This window comes from uncultured Shewanella sp. (assembly GCF_947501665.1).
Taxonomy (GTDB): Bacteria; Pseudomonadota; Gammaproteobacteria; order Enterobacterales; family Shewanellaceae; genus Shewanella.
The window spans coordinates 219,179-237,892 of sequence record NZ_CANMWS010000001.1; the positions used below are offsets into that span (position 1 = coordinate 219,179).

Here is an 18,714-nt window from a genome sequence, read left to right on the forward strand (position 1 = left end):
ACTTTTTAGCGACTTGGAAAATTTAAGGTTGGATAGTTATGATTAAAAACGTGTTATTTGTGTTGTTAGCGCTAACAGGTTTTTCGGCTCACGCTGTCGTTATTTTACAATATCATCATGTTTCTGCACAGACACCAGCGATTACCAGTGTGACACCTGAACAGTTTCAAGAGCAAATGGCATATTTGGCCGAAAATCATTTTAATGTCGTTCCTTTATCTGAGGTGGTATTGGCATTAAAGGCGAAAAGAAACATGCCGCCTAAAACAGTGGCAATCACTTTTGATGACGGTTATCAAAGTATTGCTGATACGGCTCATCCTATTTTAAAGAAGTATCATTTCCCTTATACCTTGTTTGTGTCTGTTGAACCCATTGAGAAGAAATATAAAACGATGATGAGTTGGCAGCAGCTGGTGGCTTTATCAAAAGAAGGTGCTGAAATTGCAAATCATAGCTGGGGCCATGAACATTTGATCCGTCGATTACCGAATGAATCAAAAACACAGTGGTTAGCGAGAATAGAAAAAAACATTGTGAAAACAGAAGAGAAAATTTTGGAGGGTACTGGACAGAATTTAAAAATGTTGGCTTATCCTTATGGAGAATACAATCAAGATCTTGAAGATCTTATGGCAAAGTTAGGTTTTGTCGCTTTTGGTCAGCAATCAGGCGCGGCAGGGGTATACTCTCAACTGGAAGCGCTTCCTCGTTTTCCTGTGGCGGGGGTTTATGCCAATTTAGCCAGCTTAAAAGTTAAACTTCACAGTTTAAATATGCCTGTACTCGCTCAAAATGAAAGTAATCCTGAACTTGCTAATGGCCATTGGCGGCCGACGTTAATGTTGACTTTGGATATGAGTGATATCGAGAAAAGTCAAATGATGTGTTTTATTCAAGGTCAAGGGGCTAAAAAACCAACATGGATAGCGCCAAATAAGATGAGTATTAGAGCGGAATTAGATTTACCGCCTGGTCGCTCTCGTTATAATTGTACTGCGCCGAGTAAAAAAACAGGTAATTATTATTGGTTCTCTCAGCCTTGGGTTAGGCCAAATGATGATGGTTCTTGGAAAAAAGAGCCCTAAGAAAAATCCCCCCATTGAAGTGGTTACTTTCAATGGGGGAGTGATTAGTATGAGTAATGCTCAACTATTTGGGTGATATCAGCCATGAGTTCACTATTTTTGATTTGAGGTGTTATTCCCGGAGCGGGTGACGTGGGTTTAATGATGGCTAGCCTTTCTCCTTTTGGTGAAATAAGCGCATAAGAAGCACTATGATCGACTTGATAGTTATCTTCTTCACCGACCATGGCGTAGACAAAACCTAAACTACGCGTGAAAGGCATTAATACCTTATGCCCGGCTGTTGCGGCAATAAATTCTGGATTGAAAAAATTGATATAATCACTGAGTTTATCTTGGGAATCCCTTTGAGGATCAACAGAAACAAAAATCACTTGTATATTCAGATCACTATTGAGCTGGGCATGGGCTGCAGTGAGTTTACTCATTGTGGTGGGGCAAACATCTGGGCAAGATGTGTACCCAATAAAAATAATACTCCATTTATCCTTTAAGTGTTCGTTTGTAAAAGGATTACCTTGTTGATCTTTGAGTGTGAATGGCGGGAGTACACGTGCCTCAGGGAAAACGTAACTGGTTTTTAATGAGAGTTTTTTTTCTTGAGTTTGCCCTTTCCATTGATTGGCCGCGACAGCCCCTAGAGTCAGTAAAATAATCCCACCGATAACGAGTAAGCTAATTTTTTTCATTGGACATCCTTTTTATGTCCCTTTTTTCTATTGCTCAAAAAAGGGAGGGATAAGTGAGTTATTGGATCCACAGATAATGATCGATAAGTAATGCTGCGAATAACAACATTAATTGATAAATGGAGAAACGAAAGAGCCCCATTGCTAATTCAGGTTTGTCGTTGAATTTTAATACCCAGGCTTTATAAATAAAAATGCCACTTAGCACAGTGGAGCAAACTAAGTACAGTGGACCAGACATGCCGACAAGTACTGGCAGTAAACAAGCAATAGCTAACAATAAGGTGTATAAAAAAATGCAGGTTTTAGTGAAAGCAATACCATGAGTCACTGGTAACATAGGAACGTCTACTTTTGCATATTCATGTCGTCTATGGATGGCCAATGCCCAAAAATGAGGAGGTGTCCAAGTAAAGATGATAATCACTAATAATAATGCATTACCATGAAACTCTCCTGTGATAGCGGTCCAGCCTAATAAAGGAGGCATGGCACCTGCTAACCCTCCAACGACGATATTTTGTGGTGTTGCTCGCTTCAAATAAGCTGTATAAATGACGGCATAGCCAATTAAACTGGCAAAGGTGAGCCAAGCTGTCAGTGGGTTAACTTGTGCATATAAGAGAATGAAACCTACAATGGCGAGCGTCACCGCAAACAAGATTGCTCGAGATATAGATATCTTACCTTGAGGTAAAGGACGGTTACCCGTTCGAGACATCAATCCATCGATGCGGCGATCGATTAAATGATTAAATGCGGCCGCAGCACCTGCCATCATAGCAATACCACTGAGTCCATAAATAACCGTTGGAAAAGGTAAGCCCCCAGGTACTGCTAGACACATACCGACAAATACGGTGAGTAGCATTAAGGCGACCACTTTAGGCTTAGTCATTTCTAAATAAGCGCGCCATTGCAATAATGGGGGGGTCATAGATAAAGATAGTGATTTATTCATTTCTTACTCCTTAAAACAAAATGTTAAGCTTTACGCCATAAGGCATAATTGATGAATACTAGACTCAACAATAGCAAGGCGGCGCCTGCGTTATGTGCTGCGGCAATACCTAAAGGAAGGTGGAAGATAACGTTACTGATCCCCAGTCCTATTTGGATCCCAACAAGGATCAGTAATACCCATGCGGCTTGTTTTAATGTCGATGAGCGGGCACGCTGCATGAGTTTATATGCTAAAGTCACTAACATGATTGCAGTGACAACAGCCCATAATCGGTGGGCGACATGTATTGTCATTCGAGCAGGATATTCTAGGACACCAAATTCAAAACTGGGATGCTCACCTTGCCAAGGGGAAAAAGCGTTAATGAAGTCGAGGTTTTGGTACCAGTTGCCTTCACAAATCGGGAGCGCTGTACAGGCGAGGGCGGCATAGTTTGCGGATGTCCACCCGCCCAGAATAATTTGTAACACCAGTACGCTTAAGCAGGCAAGCGAGAAAGTGGCTAGCTTTTTGGCTTGAGGATCGCCGCCAATAATTCTCAGAGGCTTGGTTCTTAAATACAGTAACAATACTAAGGAAATAATGGTAAATCCCCCTAGTAAATGTGACATGACCACAATTGGCATGAGTTTCATTGTGACGGTCCACATACCTAATGCAGCCTGAAATAAAACTAACCCACCAATAAATAGCGGTAAATTTTTAGGCGCATTAGCTGTTTTAAGGCAAAGCCATAAAATGAGCATGACTAATATGCCTAACGTGCCTGCAATGTACCTGTGGATCATTTCTAACCAAGCTTTATCTGATTCAACGGTAAATTCAGGAAAAGTTAATTTAGCTTCAGTGAGTTCATGTGCCTGCGTCGGGACTTTTAGCATGCCATAACATCCCGGCCAATCTGGGCAACCGAGTCCCGCATCGGATAGACGAGTATAGGCGCCCATTAAAATGACACATAAGGTGAAGATCAGGGTGATTTTAAGCAAAGGACTGATTTGCATTACCCTATCCTCGAGAGTTTAAGGAGTTTGCGAAGATCTGCAATCAGGGCTTTACCTTGCATTATTTGCGCATCCTTATTAAGGACGATAGGGTAGCTCATAATGAGGCTGCCTAAGGGGTCAACAATAATGAGTTTTTGTTCGCTTAATAATGCTGCCAATTTGCTGTTAACTGAATGAGTGATAAATTGATAGGGTAATAGGGCTGAAATATCACTGTGTTCATCGAGCATAATGACAGGATGTACTCTGTCTTTTTCTTTGCCTAGCGCCGTGTGACTTTGTTGTAAAATATACAGACGATTTTGACATTTTTGTTGGCAGTCTTTGGGTAACAGATACAATATTTGCCATTGTTGAGGTTTAGGGTTTTTCATCGCTAAACTGGCATAAGTGGTATCGGCAGCAATTAAGGTACCATTATTAGTGGCTCCTCCTCGGTAAAGATCCATACTGAGCACCAGTTTTGCAACCGCGACTGGAAGGATAAAGGCTAAAAGTAATATTAATAGCGTATTTTTTCCATTTTGTTTAGGGGAGTTCATTCCATCTCCTCATACCTTAGTTGATGAGTATTTTCTAGTGCACATAGATGCATAACCATCTTGTGAACTAACGAATATATTCACTTCCCGAAGCAGCTAGGAAGATGTTTCATGTGAAGGTTTTTACTTATTTAATCTGGTTCAATAACGAGCCGAAAAAGAATAAATCAGCCTTTCATTGCTTTATTTTTCTTAATAGCAAGCCTCCCATAATCGAAATAAATACCGCTGCCATGGCAAACCATTGCAAGGCATAGCCTTTATGTTTATCTGCTGTCATGGGGAAAGGTTGCCATGGATGGGGTAAGGTGTGTGTATCCAGTGTATCGGGTTGAAGCACTGCAGGCGCTATTGCATGTTGAAGTTCTTTTTCTAACTGATTTAAATTAAGATTTTGAATGCGTTTAGGCCAGCCTTTTTCAGCCATTAAAGTATGGCTCATTGGATTGGCCTGTTTATTGTAAAGTCGCCCTTTGAGTGTCGTTGGGACTGAAATGGGGTGAATACTTGGTAAAATTTGTCGATTGATATTGGCCGCTACAAAGCCTAATTCGACTAATAGCCAAGGCAGGTGGGGTAAGACTTCCATGATTTGATACGCTAAATAGCCCACTTGCCCTTGGTATACTTGGTTATCCAGCAGTAATATATGATTTGTTATTGGCGTGTGGATTGGGGTGACACGCGTAGATAGCCTAAACCCTGTATATGAAGTATGACTGGGTAGGGTCATTAACTGAGGATAACTGAGCTCTGTTTGGTTTTGTCTTAAGGTGAGTTCTTGTTGCCAATCTAATTTTTCTTGATAGCGTTCAAGTTGCCACATACCTAGCTTGACCAAAAGGGTAAACACGCTCACAGTAGAGATCAAAATAAATACCCCAGATTTTGTGACTACCTTTTGAGGAGTAAGAATGGATCTCTTATTGTTGTTTAAGCTTTGTTTAGTGTTACTGCTGCTATTCATGATTTTTAACCTAGGTCGTGCTTGGTATGTCATGGTCAAAGGCAAAAAGTCAGCCACTATGAGTCGTTTTTTAGGGCGAAGAGTGGCGTTTGCATTGATTGTCATGGCATTACTCGTGTTTGCTTCTTTATCAGGATTGATTAATCCTAACCTGAGACCTTACTGATATTATTGATAGGGGATACGTGTTTTACAGACTCAAATCGTTTTTATTTGAGTCTGTAAAAAGGTGTTAAAGGACATAAACAAAAACAAACAAACAGAGCCAGACCACATCGACAAAATGCCAATACCAACTTCCTGCTTGAAAGGCAAAATGTTTATCGTGGGTAAAATGTCCTTTTGCAATACGAATAAATAATACGAAAAGAAATACAGTGCCTAAGGTTACGTGCATACCGTGTATACCCGTTAATAAGAAAAAGGTACTACCATAAACGCCCGCATCTAAAGTTAATCCCATGACTTGATAGGCATGGGTATATTCAAGCACTTGCAGCATGAGGAAAACGACACCTAAAATAATGGTGACTCCTAGCCATGCTTTTACAGGCTTTATGTTGTCATTTTCTAAGTTCACATGGGCAAAATGTAGAGTTATCGATGACGCGAGCAAGATCAGCGTGTTATAAAGGGGTAACCCCATCCAGCCCATCGCTTGGGTTAAGCGGCCATCTGGTGTTGTTTCAAGTGGCCATACCGCAATAAAATCGGGCCAAAGAATAGCTGCTGTCATTGCATTATTAGAGGCTCCGCCTAGCCAAGGCACGGAGATCATTCTGGCATAAAATAGCGCACCGAAGAATGCGGCAAAAAACATCACTTCAGAGAAAATAAACCAGCTCATGCCTTGTTTAAATGAACGGTCCATTTGTGCCGAGTACAATCCAGCCATAGATTCGGCAATCACGGTTCTAAACCAGCCAAAGATCATAAAAATGATCACGGCAATACCTGCAATTAAGGTGTATTTGCCAAATGTGGCTTCGGTGCCCATTTCTGAAATATAAGTCCCTGCTCCAAAAGCGATGAGGAATAACCCCATTGCGCCAATAATAGGCCAAGCGCTTTGTTCAGGAACATAATAATTTTCATGTTTGGTTGTCATTTTGCTGCTCCTTGCTCTATTGCATCGACATAACCTTTGTCGGTGATATTGTAGAGTGTATAAGAGAGGGTCAGGGTGGATATGTTGTCCGGTAAGGCTGGATCGACATAGAATATTAGCGGTAAATCTGCATTTGATTTGGCTGTTAATGTTTGTTGATTAAAGCAAAAACATTCTGTTTTATTAAAATAGGCCGCGCCCATGCCAGGTGAGACAGAAGGAATGGCCTGACCGACAATCTGCCTATTTGATAAGTTTTCTGCCGTAAAGTGAGTACGGACTAACTCTCCAGGATGAACCTTCATGCGATTGACTTGAGGAGTAAACTCCCAAGGCATATCTTTTTGCACTTGGGAGATAAACTCGACGGTAATGGTTCGACTTTTATCGACTTCATTATCAATATATTGACTGGCTGTGTTTTGTGTTTTTCCGTTTATTCCCAGTTGTTCGCAAAGTACATCGTAAAGCGGAACTAAAGCAAAGCCAAAACCAAACATAGAGATTGCTCCTAATATGAGAAAACGAATTAAACGTTTATTTGAATTTGCTTTATCTTTATCCATGATTATTTGATTACCGGTGGAGTTGAGAAAGAATGATAAGGTGCAGGGCTGGGGAGATCCCACTCTAGTCCTTCCGCACCTTCCCATGGTTTAGCGGGCGCTTTTTCACCGCTGCGAATACATTTGATTAACACGACCAAGAAAATAAGTTGTGATAACCCAAAGGCAAATCCACCAATAGAGACAATTTGATTAATATCCGCGAATTGAATGGCGTAATCAGGGATCCGTCTTGGCATACCCGCTAACCCTAAGAAATGCATGGGGAAGAATAAGACGTTGACAGAGATAACTGAACACCAAAAATGCCATTTACCTAAGCGTTCGTCATACATACGCCCAGTCCACTTGGGTAACCAATAATATACGGCTGCCATAATGGTAAAAATGGCACCTGTGACAAGTACATAATGAAAATGCGCTACCACAAAGTAAGTGTCATGATATTGAAAGTCGGCGGGCGTAATCGCAAGCATTAAGCCTGAAAAGCCCCCAATGGTAAACAGGACTAAAAAGGAAATGGCAAAGAGCATTGGGGTTTCAAAGGTCAATGAACCTTTCCACATGGTTGCAACCCAATTGAAAATTTTGACCCCAGTGGGAACAGAAATAAGCATGGTGCAATACATGAAAAAGAGCTCAGCAAATACGGGCATCCCTGTGGTGAACATGTGGTGTGCCCACACTAAGAAAGATAAAATGGCGATACTGGCCGTGGCATAAACCATCGATGAATAACCAAATAATTTCTTACGACTAAAAGTAGGAATGATGGCTGACATGATCCCAAAAGATGGCAAAATCATGATGTAAACTTCAGGATGACCGAAGAACCAAAAAATATGTTGGAACATCACTGGATCGCCGCCGCCTGCGGCTTCAAAAAAGGAGGTGCCGAAGTATTTATCGGTTAACACCATAGTGACGGCTCCCGCCAGAACAGGCATGACGGCGATGAGCAAAAAGGCGGTAATGAGCCAAGTCCAAGCAAATAAAGGAAGTTTCATCCAAGTCATGCCTGGTGCGCGCATATTAATGACGGTTACGATGACATTAATGGCACCCATAATGGAGCTAATACCCATAATATGTACAGAGAAAACAAACAAAGCAGTACTATCAGGGCTATATTGTGTGGATAATGGTGCATAGAAGGTCCAACCAAAATTGGGCGCTCCCCCTTCCATAAATAATGAGCTTAATAGAATAATAAAAGCAAAGGGTAAGATCCAAAAACTCCAATTATTCATGCGAGGGAGAGCCATATCAGGTGCCCCTATCATCATAGGGATTAGCCAATTAGCTAGGCCTGTAAAAGCAGGCATGACAGCACCAAAGACCATGACTAAACCATGAACTGTGGTCATTTGATTGAAAAAATTAGGGTCGACCAATTGTAATCCTGGCTGAAAGAGTTCAGCGCGGATCACCATCGCCATTACACCGCCAGTAAGAAACATAATGAAACTAAACCAAAGATAAAGTGTGCCTATATCTTTATGATTGGTGGTCAACAACCATCGCATAATGCCTTTTGGTGGAGCATGGTGTCCATCATCATGTTCTTGCTCTGGGTTGAGGGTGTCTTCCATGCTAACTTGATTTTCTGGGGTCAAAGTATTCATATTATTTCCTTATTGACCATGGCTATTAACATGAGCGGCTTGAACGACATCACCAGTATCATTGCCCCAAGCGTTACGTTCGTAAGTGATAACAGCAGCAATATCTTCTGCAGAGAGTTGTTTTTTGAATGCTTGCATTGCAGTACCAGGTTTACCATTGACAATGATTTCAATATGTTCGCTGATTTCTCCCATCACGATGGGACTGTCTTTCATTGCAGGAAAAGCCCCAGGTAGCCCCATTCCATTGGGTTGATGGCAAGCGGCGCAATAGGTCAGATACACTTGCTCTCCTTTTTCCATGAGTTCTTCCATTTCGAGAGTGACAGTAAGTGAGGCTTCTGCTTCTAAAGCGGCTAAGCTGGCTTCTTCTTGCTGACTGACGAGCCAAGCTTCAAATTCATCTTCTGGTAAGGCTTCAACGACGATGGGCATAAAACCATGATCTTTACCACAGAGTTCAGCGCATTGACCTCGGTAAATACCTGGCTCATCTATATGTGTCCAAGTTTCATTGATAAAACCTGGGTTCGCATCTTTTTTGATGGCGAAGGCGGGCACCCACCAAGAGTGGATAACGTCATCTGATGTGAGTAAAAATCTGACTTTTCGGCCTATGGGGACGATTAAGGGTTTATCGACTTCCAGTAAGTAATGCTCTCCTTTAGGGGCATCACCTTCAATTTGATCTCTTGGGGTCGACATCAAACTATAAAATTCAACGCCTTGATTAAAATAACTGTAATGCCATTTCCATTGCGAGCCCGTGACCTTAATGGTTAACGCAGCATCATTGGTATCTTCCATGGCAATCAATGTTGTTGTTGCCGGAATAGCCATTCCAATAAGAATAATAAATGGGATAACAGTCCAGAGGATCTCGACTTTTGTACTTTCATGAAAGTTGGCTGCGACTGCGCCTTTAGACTTTCGATGATAGATGATTGAATAGAGCATTATGCCAAATACAATTAAACCAATAGCACAGCAGATGTATAAGATAGTCATGTGCAGGTGATACACTCTGCCACTAATATCGGTTACACCTTCTGTCATATTTAAGGGCATTTCTGCTGCCAAGATTGCAGGCGTTAAGAGTAACGCCAAAGCACCACACCACAATTGCTTCACTAGACTTCTCCTTCGTCATAGACAAAGAAGAGTTACACAGTAAATCTTTGCTCTCTGTGAACTCTTCAGTTCTCAAAAAAGCAACGATGACTTCAAAGTACTAATGCAGCGGTTAATATAAAAATGTGTTTATATTTTTTATATTCCACAGAGCACCTACGGCTGACTATATCAGGCCAATTTTAGTCTTTGAAATGGCATGGACGAGATTAACAATTGCTTTTTCAATCCTTGAATAGGGCTAATCAGGAGCATATTTTATTCAATATTCTAGTGGGTATTTATTCTCATTATTTAATTAAGTAAGTACTCATAAAAATATTAACAAAGACAAACGACGAATCGCTCAGATATAACAAATTATCGTTGTTATAACTGTATACATTACTGAATGTTTACGTATTGTTCAAGCGTGTTTTTTATTCTATATGCATAAAATACGTCATAAAAAGTATGAATTGTCAGTCGATTGAGTGGAGAGCTTCTGAAATGAAGCGACAATATTCAATAAAGTTACTTAATAAACTAGTGTGAAAATAATAAAAATGTGATCTTGATCACGACTAAAGTTCATTGTTAATTTCATAACATAAAATTATTTAAATTAATAGTTCGAGTGGCGACTTTTTATTGCTTAATTAGTCTCGTATTAAGAAATATATTTTCATATTTTAAATTAAATATCATTATTGATGTTTGAGCTGGAAATTATGAGTGTAGCCTAAATTGAGCTTGATGCTATAAATTAAATAAAGACTCAATCATTCGTTATTATTGAATATGAGTCTTTATGCCATTCAGTGCAATTCACTTTTAAGTATTGGAAGTTCACCGCTATAGTGAGCTAATTGTTCAGTCTGCGTTATATTGGTATTTTTGTCGAGGATGTAACCTGTTGCACAGGCTTTTTTCGCAATAATTTGCAGTCTTCTATTATCACGGCTGTTGAGCGATTGTGTCCAAGTGATCACTGCGCTACAAGTGCCATTGGTTAATGCTTTTTCCATTGCCCATAATGATTCGACTTCATCTTTTGCATGGACTAATAATATTCTGTCCATTCTGACCCCAGCTTTTTCTAAGAGTGGTTTATAAGCAATATTGGGTGGACTAATCAGGACTATCCAACGGCCTTCTTGGCTTAATTGTGCCAATTTATGGCCCACATGAAGGAGCTCTTCGGTGCCTTGTGACTGAGTATTCAGAATAGTAATACTGTGATTAAACGCATTGATTGTATTGCTGGACGTATCTTGATAATGCCAGAGCCCAGGATGATGAGCTGGCGTACTCGTTAAGGTTACCACACGTTGTTTGCTTTTAGTTATTTTTATATTTTTCAAGATCGTAACCTCCGTTGCAAGAATACAGCGTTAGCATACTGCTCTCTTATATCGACCATTTATCAAGTGATGAAGCAATAATGAATTTAATGTTAAAGCAGGATAAATACAGGGTCATGCGATTGTATTTACCCGTTCAGACAAGTCATAATGAATTATTGCCAATTACCATTACGGATCACGCCCACGGCTAAGCCTTCAATATTGAAACTTTGATAGGTTAAATCGATTTCAATAGGAGAATAAGCTTCATTTTCAGCATGTAAATATACCGTATGCCCTTGCTTTTCAAATCGTTTTACTGTTACGTCATCTTCTACTCTGGCAACAACAATTTGTCCATTACGGGCTTGTTGTACTTTGTGTACGGCTAATAAATCGCCTTCAATAATACCGATATCTTTCATGCTATCACCACGGACTCTCAGTAAAAAATCCGCTTGTGGGCGAAACATGGCAGGATCAACTTGGTAGTGTTGTTCGACATGTTCTTGGGCTAAAATGGGCTCACCTGCAGCGACTTGGCCAATCAGTGGTAGGCCTAAATCAGTCTCTGTATCGGTTTGCGTTAATCGAATACCGCGAGATGTGCCTGGAATAATTTCGATACACCCTTTTTTGGCTAAGGCTTTTAAATGTTCTTCAGCTGCATTTGCACTTTTAAAGCCGAGTCGCTTGGCAATTTCTGCTCGTGTCGGGGGCATACCTGTATCAGCGATATTTCGTTTTATGAGGGTTAAAATTTCGTCTTGTCTTTTGGTGAGCGGTCTCATAGTCAACCCTGTTTTTCTATACAGTAACTGTTAGTATATACAGTATTTTTTTGAGTGCAAGTCATATGCCTTACTTTAGATCTCTGTTTTAAAGGTGGCGTAAAAATCTTATTTACAGAAACATATTTTTAAAATAAAGAGTAGGGGCTGTTACACACACCCAAAAAACGGGTTCACACTTTCTTATGCTGGGTGATTACTCCTTGGTTTAGGAGTATTAAAACCTTTGTTCAAAATTCAACCTAAAAGGTTTTTTATTCAGGTAGAATCTTGCATCTTGATGTGTTCAAGACATAACAAAGTGCTAAATAGGCAAATGTTTTCATTTTCTGATAGTATGTTGCGATATTGAAATCGCTTACATTGTAAAAGAATAATGTCTAAACAAGACTCGCTTTGGTATAAATCGCTTCGTTGGATCCAGAAAAAGTTAGTGCATACTATTGTTGTACCTCAAGATCCTTTTGAAGATCTTAACTTGGACCCGAACCGCCCTGTTGTTTATGTGATGAAAACAGAATCTGTGAGTGATATCGCTGCACTAAGTGAAGTGACTGACAAGATCGGATTACCCAGTCCATATAAAGCACTTGAAGTTAATGGGATCACCACACCTAGAGTCGTGTGTTTAGAGGGGGCAAAACCCATTTTGGGGCAACGAGAAAGTGCTGAACATTATCTTCATTGGTTTAAACGATTACTCAGAGCACATAAGAGCAGCCCTAAACTCGATATTCAATTAGTGCCTGTGAGTTTATATTGGGGCCGAACCCCGGGTAAAGAAGACGATACCATGAAAGCGGCGGTATTTGAGCGAGAGAGCCCAACTTGGTTGCGTAAGTGTTTAATGATCTTGTTTTTAGGCAGACATAATTTTGTGCAATTTTCCAATGCTGTTTCATTGCGTTATATGGCCAACGAGCATGGAACCGATGAGCGTATTGCCCATAAATTAGCACGAGTGGCTCGTGCGCACTTTAAACGTCAACGCATGGTGATGACAGGCCCTGAATTGCCTGATCGCCAGACGATGTTTCATGCGTTATTGAAATCAGAGTCATTACAAAAAGCCATAAAAGAAGAAGCTAGCAGTAAGAAAATTTCTGAAGCTGAGGCGAAAACCAAAGCGATGGAATATTTGGATGAAGTGGCGGCTAATTATTCGGATAGTTTAGTACGTATTGCTGAGCGTTTTTTAACTTGGCTTTGGAATAAGTTATATAAAGGGATCAATATTAAAGGCGCTGAAGAAATTCGTCAGTTGCATCATGATGGTCATGAAATTGTGTACGTACCTTGCCATCGAAGCCATATGGATTATTTGCTTTTATCTTATATTTTATATTATCAAGGTATGGTTCCGCCGCATATAGCTGCGGGAATTAACCTGAATTTCTGGCCAGCGGGTCCTTTATTTAGACGAGGCGGTGCTTTCTTTATTCGTAGAAGTTTCAGAGGTAATAAATTATACACAGCTGTGTTTAGAGAATATTTATCTCAATTGTTCAGTAAAGGGTATTCTGTTGAATATTTTACTGAAGGAGGCCGCTCTAGAACTGGTCGATTATTGCCGCCTAAAACAGGGATGATTGCCATGACGATTAATAGCGTATTAAGGGGGGTGGATCGTCCGGTGACCTTAGTGCCTGTTTATCTTGGTTATGATCATGTGATGGAAGTCAAAACTTATCATAAAGAGCTGAGAGGGCAAAAAAAAGAAAAAGAGTCTGTTTGGCAAGTATTTGGTGCCATTCGTAAATTGAGTAATTTTGGTCAAGGCTATGTTAATTTCGGTCAACCGATTACGTTAAGTCATTTTTTAACTGAGCAAGTGCCAAATTGGCGAGAAGATGTGGCATTTGACCCTGATCAAAAACAACCTTGGTTTACCCCTGTTGTGAACAACCTTGCGGGTAAAGTGATGACTTACATTAATGATGCGGCGGCAGTGAGTTCAGTCACTTTAACCAGTTTAGTGTTATTGGCTTCAGAGCAAAATGCACTAGAGAGAAGTTTATTGGAAAAGCAGTTGGATTTGTATTTGCATATTCTTAAAGCTCAGCCGTACACACAATATATGTCCTTACCTCAGGGAGATGGGAACAGTTTAGTTAACCAAGTATTAGAACTCAATAAAATCGTGGAAACACAAGATCCTCTAGGGGATATTATTTCAATTGATGATAAGCATGCCGTCACTATGACTTATTATCGTAATAATATGATCCATTTATTAATTATTCCTTCGTTAATAGCGAGCTACTTGATCAGACAAGATCATGGTACGCGAGCCGATCTTATTGATGTGGTCAATGATTTTTATCCTTTGCTTGAAGCTGAGCTATTTATGGGATTAGCTAATCCTGCGCAGTATGTGGAACAAGTTTTGGATGTCTTTATTGAAGAAGGTCTTATTATTGAGACGCATACACTTGATCTTGTTGAGTCTAAAGCGGCACAAGTGTTATTACTCTCTGATACTGTGAGTGAAACCCTACAACGTTATGCCATTATCTTTAATTTATTAACAGTCTTTCCTGATATGGAACGCTCTGATCTGGAGCGTGAAAGTCATCGTTTAGCGAAACGCTTGGGCGCTTTACATGGAATTACTGCTCCTGAATTTTATGATAAAAAATTGTACAACACTTTGAGTGTCAAACTAAAAGAGTTAGGATATTTCAGTGATTCTGGCTCCCATAAAGAGGTTAACCGTATACAAGTGCGCGCCAATATGTTGTTACGTTCTTCGGTAAGGCAAACCATAGTGGACAGTGTTGCTGCGGAGCTTTCAAGTTAATGCCTCATTCTATTAAAACGACAGCTACAGCGAGTATTAAACCTCATCGTTCCCTATTAGGCGGAGCAATGATTATAGCGGGAACGGCAGTCGGGGCTGGAATGTTTTCCTTGCCTGTCGTAGGGGCCGGTATGTGGTTTGGTTACTCAGCACTAATGTTACTGGGTGTGTGGTTTTGCATGTTGGCGTCAGGATTACTTTTGCTTGAAACTAATTTACATTTTAATCCTGGTGATAGTTTTGATACGTTAACCAAAGTAACATTAGGGCAATTCTGGCGGGTAATTAATGGGGTTTCTATTGCATTTGTACTCTATATCTTAACTTATGCTTATATCAGTGGCGGAGGCTCGATTGTTGATCATAGTCTGTCGAGTTTTGGCATTGAATTACCTCAAAGTGTTGCCGGGCTAATCTTTGCTGTTGTGTTGTCTATAGTGGTATTTATTAGCACTAGAGCGGTGGATCGGATCACGACTGTGATGATAGGTGGTATGGTTATCACCTTCTTTTTAGCGATTGGGAATTTGTTGCTTGATGTCAGCAGTGTGACATTATTTCATCCTAATGGTGATCCTAGTTATTTTCCTTATCTTTGGGCTGCTTTACCTTTTGGTTTAGCCAGCTTTGGCTATCATGGCAATGTACCGAGTTTAATGAAATATTACGGTAAAGAGCCTAAAACCATTATTAAGGCTATTGTTATTGGTACCTTAATCGCTTTAGGTATTTACCTTTTATGGTTGATTGCGACGATGGGCAGTTTAGCACGAAGCCAGTTTACTGATATTATTGAGCAAGGCGGCAATATGGGAGTGTTAGTTGCGGCTTTGTCTCAAGTGATTGAAAGTGATTGGCTTAATACCATGCTTAATTTATTTGCTAATTTAGCTGTGGCCTCTTCTTTTTTAGGTGTGACATTAGGCTTATTTGATTATCTAGCGGACTTATTTAACTTTGATGGTTCTCGAAAAGGGCGTTTAAAAACGGCAGCTGTGACTTTTATTCCGCCGACGGTACTCGGCGTTTTATTTCCTAATGGGTTTCTTGTGGCAATTGGCTTTGCTGCCTTGGCGGCGACTATTTGGGCGGTAATTGTGCCTGCCATGATGGCTTATCAGTCTAGAAAGTTGTTTCCTAATCATGACAGCTTTCGGGTTCCTGGTGGAACATCATTGATTATTCTGGTGGTTTTATTTGGCTTGGTAACAGCGACGTGTCATTTGTTAGCCATGGCTGATTTATTGCCTGTATTTGGTTGATTATTTAAGCTGAACTCGAGATAACGAGTGTCAAAAAATCTCAATAGTCAGTTAAAATCAATCTGGCTATAATTTATTTTCATGTTTCGCTTAATACTGCTATTAAGCGGCGCTGATTAACTCGAGTTCTGGTTATTTAACCTGAACTCGGGATAATGAGTGTCAAGTTTAAATTAAATAATATATAAAAATCAGAATCTTAACTTGCACTCTTGTTTTTGTGTATTTTACTAAATACTGATATTTTTTGTTGATATCAAGGCGGGATTTCGTGCCTAATAGCCCGCTATTAGTAGAAAGCACAACACAGATAGGGGCCAAAATAGCGATATTTACCGGCGCTGCTTAACCCGAGTTCAGGTTATTTATATTTAGTGCCATAAAAAAGCGCCTTAATGTAGGCGCTTTTTTATGGCTAATTATGTGAAGATTAATTTCTTGCTTAAGACGTTTAATTCATCCTATTTCTAAGTGTTATAGTTAAACCAACAAACATGAGGCTCTCTGCTGGAATGACAAGCGATTTAACGATATTTTATCGTGTGCTTGTTTTAAAAGAGTGGTGGATCTTCTTTGCTCTTCTCTTCATTTGTGATCCTTGGGGGGATAACCTCACCTGATAACTTCTGTTATACTTCCGGCTTGATTTTTTGGAGGCAATAATGGACGTATCTTTTTTACTAGACGGCCTGAATGATAAGCAGCGTGAGGCTGTGGGCGCACCTCAATCGAGCATGTTAGTACTGGCTGGTGCTGGCAGTGGTAAAACTCGAGTATTGACTCACCGTATTGCTTGGCTAATGCAAGTGGAACAACAGAGTCCTTATGCTATTTTAGCGGTTACTTTTACCAATAAAGCCGCTGCTGAAATGCGTGAGCGTGTAGAAAAGGTGGCTGGTGGAAATATGGGGCGCATGTGGATAGGCACCTTTCATGGTTTAGCGCACCGATTGCTTCGAACCCATTATAAAGAGGTGAATTTACCTCAAAGCTTTCAAATTTTAGATTCGGATGATCAGTTAAGGCTGATTAAGCGTATTTTAAAAAGTTTAAACCTTGATGAAAAACAATATCCACCTCGTCAAGCTCAAGGTTATATCAATGGCAAAAAAGATTTAGGTCTACGCCCTTCACATATTGATGCGGGTGGGTTTCCCATTGAGCAAAATTTGCTTGCTATTTATAAAGTCTATCAAGAATCCTGCGATCGAGCGGGTTTAGTGGATTTTGCTGAAATTTTGCTGCGAGCCCACGAACTTTGGCTCAATAAACCTCACATACTAGCGCATTATCAAGATAGGTTTAAACACATTTTGGTGGATGAGTTTCAAGACACCAATGCAATTCAATATGCTTGGATCCGTGTGCTTGCTGGTGCGAAAGCCAATGTCATGATAGTGGGTGATGACGATCAGTCTATTTATGGCTGGCGCGGCGCACAAGTGGAAAACTTACATAAATTTTTAGCCGATTTTCCTGCCGCACAAACTATTCGATTAGAGCAAAATTATCGCTCGACGGGGCACATTTTAAAAGCCTCCAATGAGCTTATTGCTCATAATGCTGAGCGTTTAGGTAAAAAGCTGTGGACCGACGATAAAGATGGTGAGCTTATTGGTCTGTACTGCGCTTTTAATGAAATGGATGAAGCACGTTTTATTGTTGGCTGCATTAGTGAATGGTTAGAACAAGGTAAAAAACTAGAAGATTGCGCTATTTTATATCGTTCTAATGCTCAGTCACGCGTATTAGAAGAAGCCTTGTTACATAAAGGCTTGGCGTACCGTATTTATGGCGGTCAGCGCTTTTTTGAACGACAAGAGATTAAAGACGCCATGGGCTACTTACGTCTTATGAATAATAAAGACGATGATGCGGCATTTGAGCGTGTGGTGAATACCCCTACCCGTGGTATTGGTGGGCGCACTTTAGACATTTTACGTCAAACGGCCCGCCAACATGAGATGACGCTGTGGCAAGCGAGCCTACGTTTATTAGAAGAGAAAGTCTTGAGTGGACGTGCGGCGAATGCGGTACGTGGTTTTATGGATTTGATTGTGGGAATGAGCCAAGACACGACGACTCATAGTCTGCATTTAATGACAGATCATGTTATTGGTCATTCAGGTTTGAAAGCCATGTATGAAGCCGAAAAAGGTGAAAAAGCCAGAGCCAGAATAGAAAACTTAGAAGAGTTGGTTATTGCAGCTCGTAGCTTTGTCATGCCAGAAGAGAGTGACGATATGGGCGAGTTAAGCGCTTTTTTATCTCATGCTGCACTGGAGGCCGGAGAAGGACAAGCGGATGATTTCACCGATGCGGTTCAGTTGATGACACTGCATTCGGCAAAAGGATTAGAATTTCCCATGGTGTTTATGGCTGGCGTGGAAGAAGGGCTATTTCCGAGCCAACGTGCCATAGAAGAAGGCGATAGGCTCGATGAAGAGCGCCGTCTTTGCTATGTGGGCATGACGCGAGCCATGCAAAAGCTGTATGTTTGCTATGCCGAGTCTCGGCGATTATACGGCCGAGAAGATTATGCGAGACCATCACGGTTCATCGGCGAAATCCCGAAAGAGCACATACAAGAAATTCGTCTAAAAACAAAAGTATCAAAACCTGCTGTTAGGATGTCGACTACAGGGAGTCATTTGGGGAATGATTCTGGTTTCAAATTAGGTCAAAAAGTCATGCACCCTAAGTTTGGTGAAGGTGTGGTAACCAATCATGAAGGCAGTGGGGCGCAGTCACGTGTACAAGTGAATTTTATTGATGTTGGCAGTAAATGGTTAATGTTGTCTTATGCAAGACTCGAAGCCTGTTAAGCGATTTAAAGTAGGGTAATGTAA

At 40.6% G+C, this 18,714-nt stretch carries 15 protein-coding genes and 1 pseudogene; 5 read left to right on the forward strand and 11 right to left on the reverse strand.

Going from position 1 to position 18,714, the window contains the following annotated elements; translation table 11 throughout:
• Positions 1-38 precede the first annotated feature (38 nt).
• A complete protein-coding gene (locus Q0976_RS00985; RefSeq protein ID WP_299489946.1) occupies positions 39-1,088 on the forward strand; it encodes a polysaccharide deacetylase family protein in 1,050 nt (349 codons plus the stop codon).
• A gap of 44 nt (positions 1,089-1,132) precedes the next feature.
• Here Q0976_RS00985 and Q0976_RS00990 read toward each other — a convergent pair whose 3' ends face one another.
• The 5 genes from Q0976_RS00990 to Q0976_RS01010 all read right to left on the reverse strand — a co-directional run bounded on the left by Q0976_RS00990 (position 1,133) and on the right by Q0976_RS01010 (position 5,161).
• Positions 1,133-1,777 carry an SCO family protein gene (locus Q0976_RS00990; protein WP_299489948.1) on the reverse strand — a complete coding sequence of 215 codons (645 nt, stop codon included), beginning with the start codon at positions 1,775-1,777 and terminating at the stop codon, positions 1,133-1,135.
• A gap of 58 nt (positions 1,778-1,835) precedes the next feature.
• Positions 1,836-2,738 carry a heme o synthase gene (cyoE, locus tag Q0976_RS00995; protein ID WP_299489950.1) on the reverse strand — a complete coding sequence of 301 codons (903 nt, stop codon included), beginning with the start codon at positions 2,736-2,738 and terminating at the stop codon, positions 1,836-1,838.
• Between the two features lie 23 nt (positions 2,739-2,761).
• Positions 2,762-3,745 carry a COX15/CtaA family protein gene (locus Q0976_RS01000; RefSeq protein WP_299489953.1) on the reverse strand — a complete coding sequence of 328 codons (984 nt, stop codon included), beginning with the start codon at positions 3,743-3,745 and terminating at the stop codon, positions 2,762-2,764.
• Positions 3,745-4,290: a hypothetical protein gene (locus Q0976_RS01005; RefSeq protein WP_299489956.1), complete on the reverse strand. Its 546-nt coding sequence runs from the start codon at positions 4,288-4,290 to the stop codon at positions 3,745-3,747. The genes Q0976_RS01000 and Q0976_RS01005 overlap by 1 nt, the downstream gene beginning before the upstream one ends.
• Positions 4,291-4,465: 175 nt before the next feature.
• Positions 4,466-5,161 carry an SURF1 family protein gene (locus Q0976_RS01010; RefSeq protein ID WP_299489959.1) on the reverse strand — a complete coding sequence of 232 codons (696 nt, stop codon included), beginning with the start codon at positions 5,159-5,161 and terminating at the stop codon, positions 4,466-4,468.
• Positions 5,162-5,204: 43 nt separating this feature from the next.
• On the opposite strand from Q0976_RS01010, the gene Q0976_RS01015 reads away from it, so the two are divergent.
• On the forward strand, positions 5,205-5,423 hold the full coding sequence (locus Q0976_RS01015; RefSeq protein ID WP_299489961.1) for a DUF2909 domain-containing protein: 219 nt from the start codon (positions 5,205-5,207) through the stop codon (positions 5,421-5,423).
• A 66-nt stretch (positions 5,424-5,489) separates the two neighbouring features.
• On the opposite strand, the gene Q0976_RS01020 is transcribed toward Q0976_RS01015, so the two are convergent.
• The 6 genes and pseudogenes from Q0976_RS01020 to lexA all read right to left on the reverse strand — a co-directional run bounded on the left by Q0976_RS01020 (position 5,490) and on the right by lexA (position 11,803).
• A complete protein-coding gene (locus tag Q0976_RS01020) occupies positions 5,490-6,365 on the reverse strand; it encodes a cytochrome c oxidase subunit 3 (protein ID WP_299489962.1) in 876 nt (291 codons plus the stop codon).
• On the reverse strand, positions 6,362-6,931 hold the full coding sequence (locus Q0976_RS01025; RefSeq protein WP_299489963.1) for a cytochrome c oxidase assembly protein: 570 nt from the start codon (positions 6,929-6,931) through the stop codon (positions 6,362-6,364). The genes Q0976_RS01020 and Q0976_RS01025 overlap by 4 nt, the downstream gene beginning before the upstream one ends.
• A gap of 2 nt (positions 6,932-6,933) precedes the next feature.
• On the reverse strand, positions 6,934-8,523 hold the full coding sequence (ctaD, locus tag Q0976_RS01030) for a cytochrome c oxidase subunit I (RefSeq protein ID WP_299490174.1): 1,590 nt from the start codon (positions 8,521-8,523) through the stop codon (positions 6,934-6,936).
• A gap of 69 nt (positions 8,524-8,592) precedes the next feature.
• Positions 8,593-9,687, reverse strand: a pseudogene (gene coxB / locus Q0976_RS01035) (cytochrome c oxidase subunit II); the annotation flags it as partial.
• A 797-nt stretch (positions 9,688-10,484) separates the two neighbouring features.
• A complete protein-coding gene (locus tag Q0976_RS01040; protein ID WP_299490177.1) occupies positions 10,485-11,021 on the reverse strand; it encodes a SulA-like leucine-rich domain-containing protein in 537 nt (178 codons plus the stop codon).
• A 164-nt stretch (positions 11,022-11,185) separates the two neighbouring features.
• Positions 11,186-11,803: a transcriptional repressor LexA gene (lexA, locus tag Q0976_RS01045; protein ID WP_299489964.1), complete on the reverse strand. Its 618-nt coding sequence runs from the start codon at positions 11,801-11,803 to the stop codon at positions 11,186-11,188.
• Between the two features lie 376 nt (positions 11,804-12,179).
• Between lexA and plsB the strand changes: the two genes are divergently transcribed.
• The 3 genes from plsB (at position 12,180) to uvrD (ending at position 18,690) form a co-directional block, all read left to right on the forward strand.
• Positions 12,180-14,603: a glycerol-3-phosphate 1-O-acyltransferase PlsB gene (gene plsB / locus Q0976_RS01050; RefSeq protein WP_299489965.1), complete on the forward strand. Its 2,424-nt coding sequence runs from the start codon at positions 12,180-12,182 to the stop codon at positions 14,601-14,603.
• Positions 14,603-15,865 (forward strand): tryptophan permease, encoded by a 1,263-nt coding sequence (mtr, locus tag Q0976_RS01055; RefSeq protein ID WP_299489967.1) that lies wholly within the window; start codon positions 14,603-14,605, stop codon positions 15,863-15,865. Before plsB ends, mtr begins: the two co-directional genes overlap by 1 nt.
• A 662-nt stretch (positions 15,866-16,527) precedes the next feature.
• The gene (uvrD, locus tag Q0976_RS01060) at positions 16,528-18,690 is read left to right on the forward strand and encodes a DNA helicase II (RefSeq protein WP_299489969.1); all 2,163 of its coding nucleotides are present in this window, start codon (positions 16,528-16,530) and stop codon (positions 18,688-18,690) included.
• Positions 18,691-18,714 lie beyond the last annotated feature (24 nt).

Coding starts and splice junctions, on each gene's coding strand:
- Q0976_RS00985 (WP_299489946.1), top strand. CDS start 39: ATGATTAAAAACGTGTTATTTGTGTTGTTAGCGCTAACAGGTTTTTCG.
- ctaD (WP_299490174.1), bottom strand. CDS start 8,523: ATGGAAGACACCCTCAACCCAGAGCAAGAACATGATGATGGACACCAT.
- uvrD (WP_299489969.1), top strand. CDS start 16,528: ATGGACGTATCTTTTTTACTAGACGGCCTGAATGATAAGCAGCGTGAG.
- Q0976_RS01015 (WP_299489961.1), top strand. CDS start 5,205: ATGGATCTCTTATTGTTGTTTAAGCTTTGTTTAGTGTTACTGCTGCTA.
- mtr (WP_299489967.1), top strand. CDS start 14,603: ATGCCTCATTCTATTAAAACGACAGCTACAGCGAGTATTAAACCTCAT.
- Q0976_RS01020 (WP_299489962.1), bottom strand. CDS start 6,365: ATGACAACCAAACATGAAAATTATTATGTTCCTGAACAAAGCGCTTGG.
- Q0976_RS01025 (WP_299489963.1), bottom strand. CDS start 6,931: ATGGATAAAGATAAAGCAAATTCAAATAAACGTTTAATTCGTTTTCTC.
- lexA (WP_299489964.1), bottom strand. CDS start 11,803: ATGAGACCGCTCACCAAAAGACAAGACGAAATTTTAACCCTCATAAAA.
- Q0976_RS01005 (WP_299489956.1), bottom strand. CDS start 4,290: ATGAACTCCCCTAAACAAAATGGAAAAAATACGCTATTAATATTACTT.
- Q0976_RS00990 (WP_299489948.1), bottom strand. CDS start 1,777: ATGAAAAAAATTAGCTTACTCGTTATCGGTGGGATTATTTTACTGACT.
- cyoE (WP_299489950.1), bottom strand. CDS start 2,738: ATGAATAAATCACTATCTTTATCTATGACCCCCCCATTATTGCAATGG.
- plsB (WP_299489965.1), top strand. CDS start 12,180: ATGTCTAAACAAGACTCGCTTTGGTATAAATCGCTTCGTTGGATCCAG.
- Q0976_RS01000 (WP_299489953.1), bottom strand. CDS start 3,745: ATGCAAATCAGTCCTTTGCTTAAAATCACCCTGATCTTCACCTTATGT.